The sequence below is a fragment of the Bradyrhizobium sp. USDA 3240 genome (assembly GCF_054063295.1).
The window spans coordinates 8168405-8184021 of the sequence record NZ_JBSSGD010000002.1; the positions used below are offsets into that span (position 1 = coordinate 8168405).

The 15617-nt window shown below is 66.2% G+C and carries 17 protein-coding genes; 8 read left to right on the forward strand and 9 right to left on the reverse strand.

What is annotated here, in order from left to right; all coding sequences use genetic code 11:
• Positions 1 to 72 precede the first annotated feature (72 nt).
• Both ACVIGA_RS38890 and ACVIGA_RS38895 read right to left on the reverse strand, forming a co-directional pair.
• Positions 73 to 933, reverse strand: a complete 861-nt coding sequence (locus ACVIGA_RS38890) for a DMT family transporter (RefSeq protein ID WP_456670194.1) — start codon at positions 931 to 933, stop codon at positions 73 to 75.
• Positions 930 to 1436 (reverse strand): MarR family winged helix-turn-helix transcriptional regulator, encoded by a 507-nt coding sequence (locus tag ACVIGA_RS38895; protein ID WP_456670195.1) that lies wholly within the window; start codon positions 1434 to 1436, stop codon positions 930 to 932. The genes ACVIGA_RS38890 and ACVIGA_RS38895 overlap by 4 nt, the downstream gene beginning before the upstream one ends.
• A gap of 214 nt (positions 1437 to 1650) precedes the next feature.
• Between ACVIGA_RS38895 and ACVIGA_RS38900 the strand changes: the two genes are divergently transcribed.
• Positions 1651 to 2448 carry a DUF899 domain-containing protein gene (locus ACVIGA_RS38900; protein ID WP_456670196.1) on the forward strand — a complete coding sequence of 266 codons (798 nt, stop codon included), beginning with the start codon at positions 1651 to 1653 and terminating at the stop codon, positions 2446 to 2448.
• 33 nt (positions 2449 to 2481) lie between these two features.
• On the opposite strand, the gene ACVIGA_RS38905 is transcribed toward ACVIGA_RS38900, so the two are convergent.
• A complete protein-coding gene (locus ACVIGA_RS38905; RefSeq protein WP_456670197.1) occupies positions 2482 to 3384 on the reverse strand; it encodes a LysR family transcriptional regulator in 903 nt (300 codons plus the stop codon).
• Positions 3385 to 3483: 99 nt separating this feature from the next.
• Between ACVIGA_RS38905 and ACVIGA_RS38910 the strand changes: the two genes are divergently transcribed.
• From ACVIGA_RS38910 to ACVIGA_RS38920, 3 genes are read left to right on the forward strand one after another with little or no spacing between them, the layout of a single operon-like run.
• A complete protein-coding gene (locus ACVIGA_RS38910; RefSeq protein ID WP_456670198.1) occupies positions 3484 to 4041 on the forward strand; it encodes an N-acetyltransferase family protein in 558 nt (185 codons plus the stop codon).
• Entirely contained in the window at positions 4038 to 5237 is a 1200-nt protein-coding gene (locus ACVIGA_RS38915) for an MFS transporter (protein ID WP_456670199.1), read from the forward strand. Before ACVIGA_RS38910 ends, ACVIGA_RS38915 begins: the two co-directional genes overlap by 4 nt.
• Positions 5238 to 5286: 49 nt before the next feature.
• Positions 5287 to 6750: a M20/M25/M40 family metallo-hydrolase gene (locus tag ACVIGA_RS38920; RefSeq protein WP_456670200.1), complete on the forward strand. Its 1464-nt coding sequence runs from the start codon at positions 5287 to 5289 to the stop codon at positions 6748 to 6750.
• A gap of 3 nt (positions 6751 to 6753) precedes the next feature.
• On the opposite strand, the gene ACVIGA_RS38925 is transcribed toward ACVIGA_RS38920, so the two are convergent.
• The 3 genes from ACVIGA_RS38925 to ACVIGA_RS38935 are packed head-to-tail and all read right to left on the reverse strand — an operon-like array spanning position 6754 to position 9712.
• Positions 6754 to 7263: a DUF1993 domain-containing protein gene (locus ACVIGA_RS38925; RefSeq protein ID WP_456670201.1), complete on the reverse strand. Its 510-nt coding sequence runs from the start codon at positions 7261 to 7263 to the stop codon at positions 6754 to 6756.
• Between the two features lie 17 nt (positions 7264 to 7280).
• Positions 7281 to 8246, reverse strand: a complete 966-nt coding sequence (locus tag ACVIGA_RS38930) for a glutathione S-transferase C-terminal domain-containing protein (RefSeq protein WP_456670202.1) — start codon at positions 8244 to 8246, stop codon at positions 7281 to 7283.
• A 26-nt stretch (positions 8247 to 8272) separates the two neighbouring features.
• Positions 8273 to 9712 carry an MFS transporter gene (locus tag ACVIGA_RS38935; protein ID WP_456670203.1) on the reverse strand — a complete coding sequence of 480 codons (1440 nt, stop codon included), beginning with the start codon at positions 9710 to 9712 and terminating at the stop codon, positions 8273 to 8275.
• A gap of 124 nt (positions 9713 to 9836) precedes the next feature.
• On the opposite strand from ACVIGA_RS38935, the gene ACVIGA_RS38940 reads away from it, so the two are divergent.
• Entirely contained in the window at positions 9837 to 10748 is a 912-nt protein-coding gene (locus ACVIGA_RS38940) for a LysR family transcriptional regulator (RefSeq protein WP_456670204.1), read from the forward strand.
• Positions 10749 to 10768: 20 nt separating this feature from the next.
• Here the strand turns inward: ACVIGA_RS38940 and ACVIGA_RS38945 are convergent, their stop codons facing one another.
• The gene (locus ACVIGA_RS38945; protein WP_456670205.1) at positions 10769 to 11671 is read right to left on the reverse strand and encodes a LysR family transcriptional regulator; all 903 of its coding nucleotides are present in this window, start codon (positions 11669 to 11671) and stop codon (positions 10769 to 10771) included.
• 214 nt (positions 11672 to 11885) lie between these two features.
• On the opposite strand from ACVIGA_RS38945, the gene ACVIGA_RS38950 reads away from it, so the two are divergent.
• Positions 11886 to 13403: an MFS transporter gene (locus tag ACVIGA_RS38950; RefSeq protein ID WP_456670206.1), complete on the forward strand. Its 1518-nt coding sequence runs from the start codon at positions 11886 to 11888 to the stop codon at positions 13401 to 13403.
• A gap of 51 nt (positions 13404 to 13454) precedes the next feature.
• Here the strand turns inward: ACVIGA_RS38950 and ACVIGA_RS38955 are convergent, their stop codons facing one another.
• On the reverse strand, positions 13455 to 13859 hold the full coding sequence (locus ACVIGA_RS38955; protein WP_456670984.1) for a cupin domain-containing protein: 405 nt from the start codon (positions 13857 to 13859) through the stop codon (positions 13455 to 13457).
• A gap of 102 nt (positions 13860 to 13961) precedes the next feature.
• Complete coding sequence (locus ACVIGA_RS38960) at positions 13962 to 14363, reverse strand: Ohr family peroxiredoxin (RefSeq protein ID WP_431017304.1); 402 nt, start codon at positions 14361 to 14363, stop codon at positions 13962 to 13964.
• A 100-nt stretch (positions 14364 to 14463) separates the two neighbouring features.
• Here ACVIGA_RS38960 and ACVIGA_RS38965 point away from each other — a divergent pair, with 100 nt between their 5' ends.
• Positions 14464 to 14976, forward strand: a complete 513-nt coding sequence (locus tag ACVIGA_RS38965) for a MarR family winged helix-turn-helix transcriptional regulator (protein ID WP_456670207.1) — start codon at positions 14464 to 14466, stop codon at positions 14974 to 14976.
• Between the two features lie 144 nt (positions 14977 to 15120).
• Positions 15121 to 15612, forward strand: coding sequence for an EF-hand domain-containing protein (locus ACVIGA_RS38970; RefSeq protein ID WP_456670208.1), 492 nt, complete (start codon positions 15121 to 15123; stop codon positions 15610 to 15612).
• Positions 15613 to 15617: the final 5 nt, after the last annotated feature.

Below are 15617 nucleotides of genomic sequence, written 5' to 3' on the forward strand. Positions count from 1 at the left end.
TATCTGACTTTAGTCAGATATTGTCGCGACGTCAATTGTGATGGCTGCGCGGACTGAGCAGGCCAACTCAATCTACGCCCGCGCCAGCACCAGCACATTGCCGGCAAGGATCGCGGCGGCGCCGGCGAGCACCGGCCAGCCCAGCACGAGATGCTCGAACAGCGCCGACAATACGAGCGCAACGAGCGGCACCAGCGCGAGTGTATAGGCGGCGCGGCCGGGACCGAGCCGGCGCACCAACTCGAAATAGAGCATGAAGGTGATGCAGGACGCGGCGACGGCGAGATAGAGGAAACTCGCGACATAGGAGAGCGACGCATCGGCCGCGAAGCGCGTGCCGGTCGCGACGGCCCAGAGCGCGCTCGCCGCCGCGCCGACGAATGCACCCCAGGCCAGCACAGAGGCGACGGGCAATCCGGCGCGCTGGTTGCGCGCACCGACCGTCGTCCCGGCGCCGGTCGCGATCGCTGCTGTGAGCGCCCAGGCGAGACCAGCGAGCGGCGCGGCGCCATGCGCGGTGGCGCCGGGCAGGAAGATGATCGCAAGGCCAAGGATGCCGCACAGCGCGCCCCAGACGAAGCTCGGCGAGATCGGGACGCCGAGCGTGGCCCGCGCGATCACCGCTGCGAACAGCGACGATGTCGACAGCACCAGCGCCGCGAGTCCGCTCGGCATCCGCGCGGTCGCTTCATAGAAGCCGATGAAGGCAATGGCAAAGAACAGCAGGCCCTGCAACGCGACGGCCGGCCGGTGCTTGCGCGGGATCGCAAGCGGCACGCCGCGCAGCCGGCCGTAGCCGAGCAGGATGAGACCCGCGAGCACCATGCGCAGCGCCACCGACCACGGCGCGGGCGTGACGCCGGCCTGCATCGCGGTGGCCAGTGCGCCGCCGCCCCACAGCAGCGCGGTCAGCGCGAACAGTGCGGCCGTCATGGCGTTGCGGCGTGGTCGAGCAACGCGCGCCAGCCGACGGCGTCGATCCGTGCGCTTTCCCCCTCGAGCCGGGTGAGGGCGGAATCGAGTGTTGTCCGCTCGCTCTCGGTGAGGCGCGCAAGCAGTCGCGCCTCGATCGCGCTGCCCAATGCGGCGATACGGTTGAACGCAGTTCGCCCGCTGCGGGTGATGCTCACAGCGGCAAAGCGGCGATCTGTCTTGCCCGGGCGTCGCACCGCAAAGCCGAGATCTGCGAGCTGGCCGATGCCGCGGCTGACCGCGAACGGATCGAGCGCGCAGGCGCGGCCGATCTCGGAGGCGTTGGCAGCATCGCGCTCGGCGATCACGGCGAGGATGCGCCAGCCGGCCTGGCTCAGTCCGAACGTCTCGCGGTAAAAACTCTCGAGCGGGCGGGCGACCTGCGCCGCGACGAGGAACAGGCGATAGGGCAGCCAAGTGCTGAGCCTCAGGCCATCGTCGGCGGCGGGAGCAGCTTGTTTCATGGCCGGAGGCTCGCACATAGAAGTGCAAGCATATCGCAAGTAAAAAGCAGGCCGAAGCCGTGGGAGGCGCATGCGCGAATATCCCGACACACTTGTCACTCCCACCATTCGTCGCCGTCGCGCCAGATTGGGGCATGGCCAATGACGAACGGCCTCGGCGTGGGAACTGCGCCGTGGTCGCGGAGTTCGTCCAATTCGAAAGATGGAGATCATCATGAGTAAATCGGCTGAGAACGATCGCGGCGGACTGGCGGCAATGCAGACGCCGCCGGTGGTGTCGCGGGAGGCGTGGGAGGCGGCGCGCCTGGAGATGCTGGTGAAGGAAAAGGCGCAGCTGCGGGCGCGCGACGCGCTTGCCGCCGAGCGGCGGCGAATGCCGTGGATGGCGGTCGAGAAGGCCTATGTCTTCGAGGGGCCGAACGGCAAGGCGAGCCTGCTCGACCTGTTCGAGGGCCGCCGGCAGCTGATCATCTACCGCGCGTTCTTCGAGCCCGGCGTGTTCGGCTGGCCGGATCACGGCTGCCGCGGCTGCTCGCTCGGCGCCGATCAGGTCGGCCATCTCTCGCACCTGAACCAGCGCGACACCACGCTGGCTTACGCCTCGCGCGCGCCGCAGGCCGATATCGCGCGGCTGAAGGCGCGGATGGAGTGGGAGATGCCGTGGTACACGATAACAGACAGCTTTGATGCCGACTTCGGCGTCGCTGAATGGCATGGCCACAACGTGTTCGTCCGCGACGGCGAGCGGATCTTCCGCACCTATCTCGTCAACAGCCGCGGCGATGAAGCGATGGGCACGGTGTGGAGTTATCTCGACATCACGCCGTTCGGCCGCCAGGAGCTCTGGGAGGACTCGCCGAAGGGGTATCCGCAGGGCCCGACCTACAAATGGTGGAACTGGCATGACAATTACGAGGTGGAGGCCGCGCCGAACGCGAAGTGGGCGGCCGTGACCGACGCCGGCGAGGCCGCGTTCCGCAAGATCGCGGAGCAGGAACGCAAGGCGACTTGATGGGGTGGAAGAGGGAGGACGCGCAGCGTCCTCCTATCTCCCGTTGTCCTTCGGGGCCGACAACGCCTTCAGCGCCGACAGCGTCTGCCGGAGCCCGCGGTCGAGGCGCTTATCGCGGCGGATCACGACGGCGAGCCGGCGGTGGAGCTTCGGCGACAGCGACCGGACGATCAGGTCGCGCTGCTTGGTGTTGGCCGGCACGGCCATGCCGGGCAGGATCGCGCAGCCGAGGCCGGCGCGCACCATCTCCTTGATCGCCTCGACGCTGCCGAGCGACATCAACGGCTTCAGCGACACGCCGCCGCGCGCCAGCCATTCATCCGCGGTGCGCCTTGTGTTGCCGCCGGGCTCGAACAGCAAGACCGGCCTGCTCGCCAGCACCTCCGGCGTGATCCGCGCCGGCAGCTTCATGTCGTACGGCGCGATCAGCACGAACTCGTCATTCATGACGGGGGTGATCTCAAAACTGCGCCCCGACACCGGCAGCGTCACCAGCCCGATGTCGATCGTGTTGTCCTCGACTGCTCGCGCGATCTCCACGGTGTTGCCGGTCGTGACCGTGATTTCGAGCGAGGGCAGCGCGGTCCGCAGCTCTTTCAGGATCGGCGGCAGCAGGAAGATGCAGGCGGTCGCGCCGGTGCCGAGCCGCACGCGGCCTGCTGTTCCCGTGGTCTGCTGTGCGACGGCGTCGACCGCCGATGTCACCGCCGCGGTGATCTGCTGCGCGTGCGAGAGCAAGGCGACGCCGGCGGCCGTCGGCCTGGCGCGTCGTCCGACCCGCTCGATCAGGGTTGCATTCAGGCTCTTCTCGAGCTGACGCACCTGCAGGCTCACCGCTGGCTGGGTCAGCTGCAGCCGCTCGGCCGCAGTAGAGAAGCTGCCGCACTCGATCACGACGGCGAAGCTTTCGAGATAGTCGAGGTTGAGATTCTTCATCAAAGCATCTCTTATGCTGCGCATAACCAATCAAAGCTTCACTTATATAGCGCCGAGGCGCATGTTCGGGCAATATTGACCGCTCGGGTGAGTGACGGAATGGCGACAGGCAACAACGGCGTCGTGGTGCGCGACGCAGCGGACGACGATATGGCCGACGTGCAGGGCATCTACGCCCATCACGTGCTCAACGGACTGGCGACCTTCGAGGAGGTGCCGCCGACGGTGGACGAGATGCGCAGCCGCCGGAACGCGGTGGTGGTGGCGGGACTGCCGTATCTCGTGGCTGTAGTTGATGGCCGGGTGGCCGGCTATTGCTATGCGACAGCGTACCGGCCGCGGCCGGCCTATCGCCACACCATCGAGGACTCGGTCTACGTCTCCAATGGGCTGCACGGCCGCCGTATCGGCGTGGCGCTGCTTCAGGGCTTGATCGTGCGCGCCGAAGCGGGGCCGTGGCGGCAGATGCTGGCCGTGATCGGCAACAGCGGCAACGCCGGATCGATCGCGCTGCACCGTCGCATGGGTTTCGAGATGGTCGGGACGCTGCGGTCCGTCGGCTTCAAGCTCGGGCACTGGGTTGACACCGTGCTGATGCAGCGGCCGCTTGGGCTTGGCGCCTCCACGCTTCCGGCGGAGAGGGAACTGCCACGGTGATCGCCCGCCGCGTCGTGGCCGCGCTCGGGCTGGCTCAACTGATCTCGTGGGGCGCGACCTACTATCTGATTGGCGGCTTCGGCGAGCAGATCGCCGCGGATCTCGGCTGGGGGCGCGACATCGTCTACGGCGGATTCGCCGCAGCACTGCTGGTGATGGGCGTGGCGTCACCGCTTGCGGGGAGGTGGGTCGACAGTCGCGGTGGTCGGGAAGTCATGGTCGCAGGCGCCGTGATCAACGCGCTCGGCTGCGCCGGTCTGGCGGTCTCGCATCAGATATCGACCTATTTCGCATCCTGGATCGTGCTCGGGCTAGGTATGCGACTGACGCTGTACGATGCGGCGTTCGCAGCACTCGCCCGGATCGGCGGACCGGAGGCGCGCCGCGCGATGTCCGGGATCACCTTGCTCGGAGGGTTGGCGGCCACCGTATTCTGGCCGCTCGGCCATATGCTTTCGGAACAGTTCGGCTGGCGCATTGCAGTGCTGGTCTATGCCGGTCTCACACTGCTGACTGTCCCGCTACACTTGCTGATCCCGAACAAGCGGTTTGCAGGCGTGCCGAGTTCCGCAGCGCCGGCATCCAAGCAACCGCGCGCCGCCGGCCGGCGGCAACTTGCGGCGGCCGGCGGACTCTATGCCGTGATCATGACCGGCGCGAACTTCCTCAATGCCGGCATGTCCGCGCATATGATCGCGGTGCTCGCCGGGCTCGGGCTCACCGTCACCGTGGCGGTATGGATCGCAACGCTCCGGGGCATCGGGCAATCCGCCGCGCGTCTCTGCGAGGTGCTGTTCGGTGCACGGCTCGATCCGCTTGCGCTCAATCTGATGGCGTGCCTGATCATGCCGCTGTCGTTCATCGCCGGCCTGTTCAGCGGGTCGTCGAACGAGATGGCGATCGCCTTCGCGCTGCTCTACGGCGCCTGCAACGGTATTCTGACCATCACCAGGGGAACGCTGCCGCTGATCCTGTTCGATCATCGCAGCTACGGCACATTGGTCGGCCGGCTCATCGTTCCGAGCTTCATCCTGCCCGCGGCGGCGCCGCTGGTCTATGCAATCGTCATCGACCGGTATGGCGATGCCAGCGCGCTCTATCTCTCCACCGGCCTTGCCGTGACAACATTGCTCGCGGCCGCGATGCTGAAGGTGATGTTCCCCAGAACTCTTGAGCCCAAGGACTCGCTGAGGTGAGCGGCGCAAGTTATCCTGTTGCAAAACCAGATAAGGGAGAAAGAAGAACATGGTGCCGTCGACCAAGATCCGCGTCGTCGCGTTCACCTTTGCCGCGTTGCTGTCCTGTGCCGGAGCGGGACAGGCGCGCGCCGAGCAGTCGGGCGACCGCACGGTTGCGCTGCTCAAGAAACTGATCTCTTTCGATACCTCGAATGGCCCGGGCGATACGCGGGCGCTCGCCGAATATCTGAAGTCGCAATTCGCGCCGCTCGGTGCCGATGTCGACATTTTCGTTGCCCCGAACGGCAAGGCTGCGCACTTCATCGCGCGGCTGCGCGGCGACGGTTCGCGGAAACCGGTGCTGCTGGCCGCGCATGCCGACGTCGTTCCGGTCGAGCGCGAGAAATGGACCGTGGAGCCGTTCGCCGGCGTCGAGAAGGACGGCTTCGTCTACGGGCGCGGCGCGATGGACTTCAAGGGCGGGCTCGCCGTCTTCGCCAGCGCGGTGATGCGGCTCGCGGAGGAGAAGACGCCGCTGTCGCGCGACGTGATCTTCCTCGCCGAAGCCGACGAGGAGCAGGGCCAGTACAGCACGGTGTGGCTGGCGAAGAATCATTGGGACAAGATCGACGCGGAGTTCGCGCTGAACGAAGGCGGCTATGTGTTGCAGGAGCGCGACGGCACCGTGCGCCAGATCAATGTCACGACGGCGGAGAAGCTCTCGGCGACGTTCGCGCTAAGGGCGACCGGTCCCTCCGGTCATTCCTCACGGCCGTTCCCGGCGGGTGCCATGGCCAACGACCGCCTGATCGCGGCGCTGGCCAAGCTCGCGGTGCATGATCCGGCCGTCAAGCTGGTGCCGGCGACCGAAGCCTATTTCAAGGCGTTGCTTCCCACCAGTTCGGAACAGACGGCAGCCGATATCAAGCAGCTACTGGTAGCGAAGGACCAAGGCGATCTCGATGCAGCTGGAAAGAAGCTGGTCGCCGACAATCCCAAGGACAGCCTGCTGCTGCACGCACTGCTGCGCGATACCTTGGTGATCACGATGATCGACGCCGGCATCAAGCCCAACGTCATCCCCGGCGACGCCAAGGCGGTCGTGAACACGCGGCTGCTGCCGGGCAGCACCACGGATCAGATGATCGAGGAAATCAAGCGTGCGATCGGCGATCCCGGCATCGAAGTCAGCATCGTCACGTCGCTGTCGCAGCAGGACGCACGGGATGCTTACTTGATGCGCTCCAAGATCCCGGCGTCGCCCATCAATACCGAGCTCTATGCGGCGCTGGATCGCAACGCAAAGCGGGTCTGGAAAGACGCCGTCCTGGTGCCGACGATGTTCGAAGCGGCGACCGACGCCATCGCCTGGCGCGAGCGCAACGTGCCCGTCTACGGCATCTATCCCTATCCGCTCGACGACGACATCCTGAGCCGGATGCATGGCAACGACGAACGGATCGGCGTCGAGGCCATCAAGCAGGGGGCGGAGTGGGTCTACACCACGCTTCGCGAGGTCGCGAAGAAATAGAGGTCACTCCGAGAGGTATTTGCCCAGGAAGTCACGCTTGCCGAGCGTCACGCCGCGATGGCGCAGGATGGCGTAGGCGGTGGCGACGTGGAAGAACAGGCTCGGCAGCGCGAAGCCGTACAGATACCGCGCGGCCGGCATCGGCGGAACGCCGAACGGCAAGGTGATCGTGCGTTCGGCCGCCCGGTCGAATGCCCGAACCGGGACCGTGTCGATGTAGTCGAGCGTTCGCGAGATCCGCGCGTAGGCCTCGGCGAGGCTCTGTTCGTCGTCGGCAAAGGGCGGCGGCTCGAGGCCGGCGAGTCGCCCGGCAGCGCCCTTGGCATGATCGCTGGCCCGTTGCACCTGGCCGACCAGCGTCAGCATGTCGGGCGCCAGCCGCGCCGCGAGCATGGCGTCGGGATCGAAGCCGCGTTCCCGCGCGTGGGCCTCGCCCTTGCGCAGCAGATCGGCAAGCGCGTCGAGCATCTGCCGGAATACCGGCACCGAGGCGTCGTACAATGGCGTGGTCATGGGCGTTCTCCAATTCGTCATGTCCGGTGCGAGGCAAGCCAGTTCGCCACCGGAAGCTCCGGCACGATGCCGCTGCGGGTCGCAACCGCCCAATCGCCGTCGTAGTAGTGCGTGAGGATGTGGTCGTAACGCAGCGTGGCGCCGACGCCGGGAAGGGCGTGGAAGCGCTTCAACAGGCCCGGCAGACGCGGATAGTCGGCGAGCCGCCTGCGGCTTGCGCGGAACAGCGGATTGTACACGGCGTCGAAGCGCGCCAGCGTCGCATAGACCAGGACGTCGGCCAGCGTTGGCCGTTCGCCGAGGCAAAATCGGCGGCCATCGCTCAGCCGGCCGTCGAGCTCATCGAGAAAGCCGAATAGCTGATCCATCGCCGCGGTGTATTCGCCCTGGTGCGTCGCGCTGGCCACCTTGTAGACGCCGACCGCCAAGCGGCGTGCGATCTCGCCGTTCAGATCGTCCATCGCAGACTTCAGCCTGGCAGGGCAGAGATCGAGACCGCGATCGCCGGTGATCGCATCGAACGCGTCGTTCAGCATTCCTGCGATCTCGAGCGATTCATTGTTGACGATGCGGCGCGAGCGCCGATCCCACAGCACCGGCACGGTGACCTTGCCGGTATAGTCCGGCGCCGAGGCGCGATAGGCCTCGTGCAGATGCCGGAAGCCATTGCCTGCTCCGTCGGTGGTCGACAGGGCGGTCTCCGCGAAGCTCCAGCCGTCGGGCGTGTCCCAGTGGGGGTGCAGGACGGAGAGGCCGACGATGTCCTCCAGTTGCTTGAGCGCGCGCACGATCAGGACACGGTGCGAGAACGGGCAGGCCGGCGACGCATAGAGGTGATAGCGCCCGGGCTCCGCGCGGAAACCTGACGCGCCGTCTGCGGTGATGCGGTCGCGAAAGCGGCCGGCATGGATCATCTGCTGCGCCTTGAGTTCGGGCGTCGGATCGATATGGCCGCGCCAGACGCCGTTGATCATGAGCTTCATGGCATTCACCGTCAGTCGTGGCGATCTCAACGCGCCGCCGGCTCGCGCGGCAGCCACAGCGATAGCCAGCCGCCGAGCGCCAGCAGCGCGACATTGCAGCCGAGCGCGATCGTGAAGGCGTGCGCATAGTCGTCGGCCTGCGGAAGCGGCCCGAGCAGGCTGTAGAAGACGCCGCCGATGACGGCGACGCCGAGCGCGGCGCCGATCTGGAAGGTCGAGATCATCATCCCCGATGCGAGCCCGGCGTGACGCGGATCGATGCTGCCGATCACGGCCTTGATGACCGACGGCATCACGGTGCCGAAGCCGAGCCCGCCGCAGATCAGGCCGAATTCAAGGCTTTGGGGCAGCGTGCCACTGACCGACAGCATCACGACACCGAAGCCGATGACCTGGAGCGCGAAGCCAAGCGTCAGCGTGCGTGCGCCGAGCCATTGCATCACCAGCGACGACACCAGCGAGCTCACGAAGAAGCCGGTGGCAAAGGGCAGGGTGGCGAGGCCGGCCGCCAGCGGTGAAAAATGCAGCCCACTCTGCAGGTAGACCGCGAAGGTGAGGTAGAACGACGACAGCATGTAGAAGGCGAGCGCCATCACCAGCCCGATGACGAAATCGCTGTTGCGCAGCAGATGCAGCGCGACCAGCGGGTCGCCGCCGCGGGCTTTCAGGCGCGCCTCGAAGCGCACGAAGGCGGCGAGCATCAGCGGAGAGGCCAGCAGCATCGCGACGATCCAGGCCGGCCAGCCGGATTCCCGGCCCTCGATCAGCGGATAGACCAGGAAGCCGAGCGTGAGCGACAACAGGATGACGCCGCCGATATCGAGCCTTTGGGCATGCTCGGCACGCGAGTCGGTCAGGTACAGCAATCCGCCGATGAAGGCGGCGATGCCGATCGGCACGTTGATCAGGAAGATCGCCTGCCAGGCCAGTCCGAAGGGATGGGCCGACACCAGGACGCCGCCCAGTACCTGGCCGCAGATGTTGGCAAGACCGAACGTCGCGCCGTAGAAGCCGAGCGCACGGCCCTGTTCGGCCGCCGGAAACAGCACGCGGATCGAGGCGAGCACCTGCGGCGCCATCACGGTCGCGGTGAGGCCTTGCAGGATGCGCCCTGCGACCAGCACATCCGGCGACCATGCGATGCCGCACAGCACCGATGCGATCGTGAAGCCGGCGACGCCGGTCAGGAACATGCGGCGCCGGCCGAGCAGGTCGCCGAGCCGGCCGCCCGTGATCAGGAACACCGCGTAGGTCGCGGCATAGGCCGAGATCACGAACTGCACCTGGCTCGGGGAAGCGCCGAGATTGTCGCGAATGGCCGGCAGCGCGAGGTTGACGACGTTGAAGTCGAGGATCGGCAGGAAGGCGCCGGTGAGCAGCACGGGCAGCGCCAGCCATCGCCGCGGGTCGACCGTTGCCGGCCTTGTGTCGTGCAGTTGCAACGTCTCGGTGGTCTCGCTCGTCACCTGCCGGCTCCTCCGCGTTGCCGGCGCGGCACACGAACTGCGCCGACCGGTCGAACTTTTCGGGAAGATGGCCTGTCCGTTTGTGATAAGGTATTAGCCAGTTCTGCGAACCGAGTTTGCAAAAATGAACAGCCCGCTCGACTGGAATGATCTTCGCCTCGTCCTCGCGGTCGCGCGGGAAGGCAGCCTCTCCGGGGCGGCGCGCAGACTGGGCGTCACGCATTCGACGGTGTTTCGTCGCTTGGGCACGATCGAAGCCACGATCGGAACGCGGCTGTTCGAGCGCTTCCGCGATGGCTACGCGCCGACACCAGCCGGCGAGACCGCGGCGGCGTCGGCGGCGCGGCTCGAGGACGAAGTGCTCGCACTCGAGCGCAGGCTGGCGGGACAGGACTTGAGGCCGTCAGGCCCGGTCCGGATCACGACGACCGACACGCTCGGCGCGGTGCTGATGCGGCATCTGCCCGCGATGCGCGCTGCGCATCCGGAGATCCAGCCGGAAATCATCATCTCCAACGTGATGGCGAACCTGACCCGCCGCGAGGCCGAGATCGCGATCCGGCCGACGCCGGCACCGTCCGAACTGCTGGTCGGGCGGCGCGTGGCCGATATTGCCCATGCGGTCTACGGATCGCGGGCCTATCTCGCCCGATATGACGACAAGGATCTGTCGGCGCATGACTGGATCGGGCTCGACGATGCGCTGGCGGGAACCGTCATCGCCGGCTGGATGCGCGAGAACCTGCGCTCGGCGCGCTTCGCCTGCCGCGTCGATGCGCTTCCGGCGCTGTGCGATGCTGCGGCCGCGGGCCTGGGGCTTGCGTTGCTTCCCTGCTATGTCGGCGATCTCGCGCCCGCGCTGCGCCGGCTGATGCCGAAGACGCTCGCCGAGCCGCGATCGGCGCTGTGGCTGTTGACGCATGACGATCTCAAGCGCACCGCGCGCATCCGTGCCACGCTCGATTTTCTGGCCAAGGCGCTCGCATCGGAGCGGGCGCTGTTCGAGGGAAAGCGGGCCGGCCGCGTGCGGCGATAGCCGGCAGGCGCGCGGGCCGCTCACATCTCGAGAACTTCAGCCGGGATGGTCGGTACCGTGCGATCCGCAGGCAGACGATGATGTTCGCGAAATGCGCTGACGATCGTCTTCAGTGTGGCGCGGGATCGCGTATCCGAGAGCGCGGACAGCAGCACGATCTCGGAGGGCGGAAGGGCAGGCAGGCCGAACCGCCGGCTGACCTCGATTGTTCCGGCAGGCGCAAGCCGGCAGGAGAACACCGACGTGGCAAGGCCGGCGGCCACCGCATCGGCGACCGCAAAGGATCCGCAGCCGAGGAAGCTTTCCGTCCACGGGATACCGGCCGCCACGAGCGCGCGGGTGGCAATGTTGAGCACGCCGCAGGATGGCGAGGAGGCGGCCAGGCGCAGCGGCTCGCCCGCGCGACGGACAAAGTCCGGCGTCGCGAACCAGCCATAATGGTCCGTCGTCAGCATCTCGCCGTCGCGGCCGTCGTCCTCGCGGCGGATGATGGCAGCATCGATGTCGCCGCGATCGAAGGCGGTGAGGAGATCGCGGGAGTCATCGAGCCGGACCTCGATGGTGAGCGCCGGATCGTGTGCGTGGAGCCGCGTCAGCAGGGTTGGCACCTCGGCGCCTCCGACATGGGTGGCAATGCCGAGCGAGAAGCGTCGTGGTCGCGCGGGCAACAGCCCTGCGACGGCGCGATCATGTGCCGCGAGCAGGTCGCGCGCGGGCGCGAGGAAGGCGGCGCCCTGTGCCGACAGGCGCACCAGGCGCGGTGTGCGCTCGATCAGCCTGTGGCCGACCTGGCTCTCGAGCCGCTTCAGCTTGACGCTGATCGCGCCCTGCGTGGTGCCGAGCGCTTCGGCCGCGCGCGTAAAACTCCTGAGGTCGGCGATGGTCACGAAGGTCTTCACGGCATCGATGTCGAGCGTGGTCATGTCAGTCATCCGGAATTGTTGTCTCTGAAATATCTAGTCATCCAATTCACCAATGCTCAAGCCGTGACTAGCTTTCTGCTGTGAAGCGCCGTGGCCACCCGATTCCTGCCGCTGCTGCCTCAATACATCGTGAGTCGATCGACCGACGCTGCTGCCAGCACCTTGGCAACAGCGTGCGGTATGCCGTTGGCTTGCCACAACAAAAGGCCTGATCATGTCCTCTGAACTGAGTCGCCGCGGCGCCGTCGTGTTGTCCGCCGTATGCCTTGCCTGCCTGATGTTCGGATTGGAGATATCCAGCATTCCGGCGATCCTGCCGACGCTGGAGCGGGTGCTGCATGCCGATTTCAAGGCGCTGCAATGGATCATGAACGCCTACACGATCGCGGTGACCACAGTGCTGATGGCGATCGGGACGGTCGCGGACCGCTATGGGCGCAAGCGCATCTTCCTGGTCGCGATCGCAGCGTTCGGCATCACCTCGCTGATCTGCGGCGTCGCCTCGAGCGTCGAAATGCTGATTATCGCCCGGTTGCTGCAGGGGCTGAGCGGCGGCGCGCTGTTGATCTGCCAGATCGCCGTGCTGTCGCACGAATTCCAGGGCGGCCGGCTGCGCGCCGTCGCCTGGGGCTGGTGGGGCGTGATCTTCGGCATCGGCCTCGGCTTCGGGCCGATCATCGGCGGTGCCGTGGTGGCGCTGCTGAGCTGGGAATGGGTGTTCCTGGTCCACGTGCTGTTCGCAGCGGTTGCGTTCGTGCTCACGATCGGCGGCGTGCATGAATCGAAGGACCCGAAGGCGAGCAGCCTCGACGTCGCCGGCATCGTGACGATGTCGCTCGCGGTGTTCTGCCTCGCTTTCTACATCACGCAGGGGCCGGATCTCGGCTTCGTCAGCCCGAAGGGGCTCGCGATCCTCGGCGTCTCCGTGCTGAGCTTCATCGCGTTCCTCGTTGCCGAGAGAATCAGCCGGCGACCGATGTTCGACTTCTCGGTGTTTCGGATCCCGGCTTTCTCCGGCTCGATCGTCGGTTCGGCCGCGATGAACCTCAGCTACTGGCCGTTCATGATCTATCTGCCGATCTGGTTTCACGCCGGCCTTGGCTATGACAGCGTGACCGCCGGTCTTGCGTTGCTCGCCTACACGCTGCCGACGCTGGTGATGCCGCCCTTCGCCGAGCGTCTGTCGCTGCGCTACCAGCCGGGCCTGATCATTCCGGCGGGACTGTTCACCATCGGCGTCGGATTCATGCTGATGAAGTTCGGCAGCGCCACAGCACAGCCCGACTGGTTGACGATGCTGCCGGGCTGCCTGATCGCTGGAATTGGCCTCGGCATTACCAACACGCCGGTCACCAATACGACGACCGGCTCGGTCTCGAGTGACCGCGCCGGCATGGCCTCCGGCATCGACATGAGCGCGCGGATGGTCTCGCTGTCGGTCAACATTGCCTTGATGGGCTTCATCCTGGCGAGCGGGGTGCTGGCGCATCTGAAGGCCGTGCTGCCCGCGCTGGACGGCGCGCAGCTTCGCAGCCTCGCGGAACGGATCGCTTCCGGCGATGCCGCATCGGCGCCGGAGCTGACCGGCCCCGTCGTGCATCAGGCGCTGGCGAGCGGCTTTGGCTGGGTGATGCTCTATGGCGGCATCGGCGTCTGGATCATGGCCGCGGTCAGCTTCCTGATCTTCAACGCGCGACCGGTGCGGCAGGCCGAAGTTCAATGCACCAAGTGAACCTGATGTCGTCGCGCCCGCCCCGGGACAGGGGCGGGCAGGCGGCATCGGTCACTTCACGAGGGTCAGCAGCGGCTTGTCTTTCTCGACGATATAGGTCGCAAGCTCGCTGGCGGTGACATTGCCGACGTTCCTTGCCGCATGGATCGTGCCTGCGGGGATGAACAGCACGTCGCCCGCCTTCAGCGTTGCCGGCGCTCTGCCGTCGACATCGTATTCGAGCGTCCCGGCGAGCACATAGATGATCTCTTCGCCGGGATGCATATGGCGGCCGAAGGCCTTGCCGGGCGCGACGTCGACACGCACCTGGACGGCTTCACGTCCGGGCGCGCTGAGGTCATGGCGCTGCAGGTCGGTTCGCGCGATGCCGGCCGGCTGCTGCGCCTGGGCCGTCGGGATCGTCAGGAAACTTCCGGCGATCAGGGCCGCTCTTGCGAGCAGGCGCGTCGCCGTCATCAGCTTGCCGGTCATTTTGAACTCCCGGGTTGTCGTCTGGACTTTGTCCGACCGCGAACCGGCAAGCGGCCGGCCCGCGTCGGAGGTCGTCATGCGATGGTCTCAAACAAGCGTGGTGGTGACGTCGATGTTGCCGTGAACCGCCTTGGAGTAGGGGCAGATGCCGTGCGCGGCTTCGATCAGCTGCTGGGCAACTTCGCGCTCGACGCCGGGAACGTGGACGTTGAGGCGCGCGCTCAGGAAGAAGGCGCTGCCGGCCTGGTTCAGATCGATCTCGGCGTCGACCTCGGGCTCGCTCGCGAGCTTGACTTTGCGCTGTCCGGCGGCGAGCTGGATCGCGCCGATGTAGCAGGCCGACCAGGCGGCGGCGAACAGGTTTTCGGCAGCCGGGTGCGGCTGCGGCAGCTTGACGTCGAGGAAGCCGTCGCGCGAGCGAGCGGCGCCGTTCGGGCCGGCGGTGACGTGGGTCTTTCCGGTGACGAGAACCTTTGCATTGGCGGTCATGGCGAGCTCCTTTGGTTATATAGATCGTGTCCGATCTAATCGCATGCGTGTTGAAATAGATCTCGCATTGGGCCGTGTCAAGCTCTTCCGATTTAATCGGATGCGATTTATATTGGGCGGGACTTCACAAACTCCGGAGACGTCCGTGACCCGCACCGCCAAGGCCGAGACCAAAGGCCGAAAACTGTCGAATTTTCTGTGCTTTGCGGTCTATTCGGCCAATCTGGCCTTTGGCCGCGCCTATAAGCCGATCCTCGACGCGGTCGGCCTGACCTACACCCAGTACATTGCCATGATCGCGCTGTCGGAGGCCGACGAGCAGACCGTGAGCGCGCTCGGCGAGAAGCTGTTCCTGGAATCCAACACGCTGACGCCGATCCTCAAGAAGCTGGAGCAGAGCGGCTATATCAGCCGCGTCCGCGATCCCGCCGATGAGCGGCAGGTGCGGGTGAGCCTGACGGCGGCGGGGCGGCGCTTGCTCGACAAGGAGATCAACGCGTCGCTGGTCGACGCCACCGGGCTCGGCGAGGAATTTCCGATCGTGCAGAAAAGCGTGGTCAGGCTGCGCGACAATCTGCTGCAGCACACGCGCGGCGATTCGAAGAAGGGTTGATGCTGCGGCAGCGGCACGTCGGTGCACGACGTGCGCCGAACCAAATTGTAACGGGCTGTATCCTTAGTGCATGCTTCCGCACTTTCGCCACGGCGCAATCGGCAACTCCGCTCCGCCTTTGGAAGACGCGGAGGAGAGTTCGACTTGCGCAGGAAGTTGCCATTCGTCTGCGGGGTAATCGCGACGACAAGTCTGATTTGTACGGCGGTGCCGCTTGCCGTAGCGCAACCGGTCTCACCGGATCGGGCGCAGCCTTCGCCGCGCGCGGGCGGCGATCGTTCGCCGGCGGTCGCGGCCGAGATTTGGGACGCCAACCATGATGGCGTCTACACCTGCGACGAATGGAAGGCCTATCTCGGGCGGCTGTTCGATCGCGCCGATCGCAATCACGACGGAAATCTTACACCGCCGGAGTTCGAGGGAGTTCGCCGTGCCGGCAGCGCGCTCGCCGATGCGGATTTCGGCTATTTCGACGAGAACCAGGATGGCAAGATTACCCGCCGAGAGTTCGTCGAGAAGCCGAACGTATTCATCCTGCAGAACGACAAGAACGGCGACTGCCGCGTCACGCCGGAGGAGCTCAAGGGGTCGCCGACCGAGGAGAAGAAGCCTGGCGGTAGGGGCAAGCGATCCTGAGTTCG

Coding starts and splice junctions, on each gene's coding strand:
- ACVIGA_RS38890 (WP_456670194.1), bottom strand. CDS start 933: ATGACGGCCGCACTGTTCGCGCTGACCGCGCTGCTGTGGGGCGGCGGC.
- ACVIGA_RS38895 (WP_456670195.1), bottom strand. CDS start 1,436: ATGAAACAAGCTGCTCCCGCCGCCGACGATGGCCTGAGGCTCAGCACT.
- ACVIGA_RS38900 (WP_456670196.1), top strand. CDS start 1,651: ATGAGTAAATCGGCTGAGAACGATCGCGGCGGACTGGCGGCAATGCAG.
- ACVIGA_RS38905 (WP_456670197.1), bottom strand. CDS start 3,384: ATGAAGAATCTCAACCTCGACTATCTCGAAAGCTTCGCCGTCGTGATC.
- ACVIGA_RS38910 (WP_456670198.1), top strand. CDS start 3,484: ATGGCGACAGGCAACAACGGCGTCGTGGTGCGCGACGCAGCGGACGAC.
- ACVIGA_RS38920 (WP_456670200.1), top strand. CDS start 5,287: ATGGTGCCGTCGACCAAGATCCGCGTCGTCGCGTTCACCTTTGCCGCG.
- ACVIGA_RS38925 (WP_456670201.1), bottom strand. CDS start 7,263: ATGACCACGCCATTGTACGACGCCTCGGTGCCGGTATTCCGGCAGATG.
- ACVIGA_RS38930 (WP_456670202.1), bottom strand. CDS start 8,246: ATGAAGCTCATGATCAACGGCGTCTGGCGCGGCCATATCGATCCGACG.
- ACVIGA_RS38940 (WP_456670204.1), top strand. CDS start 9,837: ATGAACAGCCCGCTCGACTGGAATGATCTTCGCCTCGTCCTCGCGGTC.
- ACVIGA_RS38945 (WP_456670205.1), bottom strand. CDS start 11,671: ATGACCACGCTCGACATCGATGCCGTGAAGACCTTCGTGACCATCGCC.
- ACVIGA_RS38950 (WP_456670206.1), top strand. CDS start 11,886: ATGTCCTCTGAACTGAGTCGCCGCGGCGCCGTCGTGTTGTCCGCCGTA.
- ACVIGA_RS38955 (WP_456670984.1), bottom strand. CDS start 13,859: ATGACGGCGACGCGCCTGCTCGCAAGAGCGGCCCTGATCGCCGGAAGT.
- ACVIGA_RS38960 (WP_431017304.1), bottom strand. CDS start 14,363: ATGACCGCCAATGCAAAGGTTCTCGTCACCGGAAAGACCCACGTCACC.
- ACVIGA_RS38965 (WP_456670207.1), top strand. CDS start 14,464: ATGCGATTTATATTGGGCGGGACTTCACAAACTCCGGAGACGTCCGTG.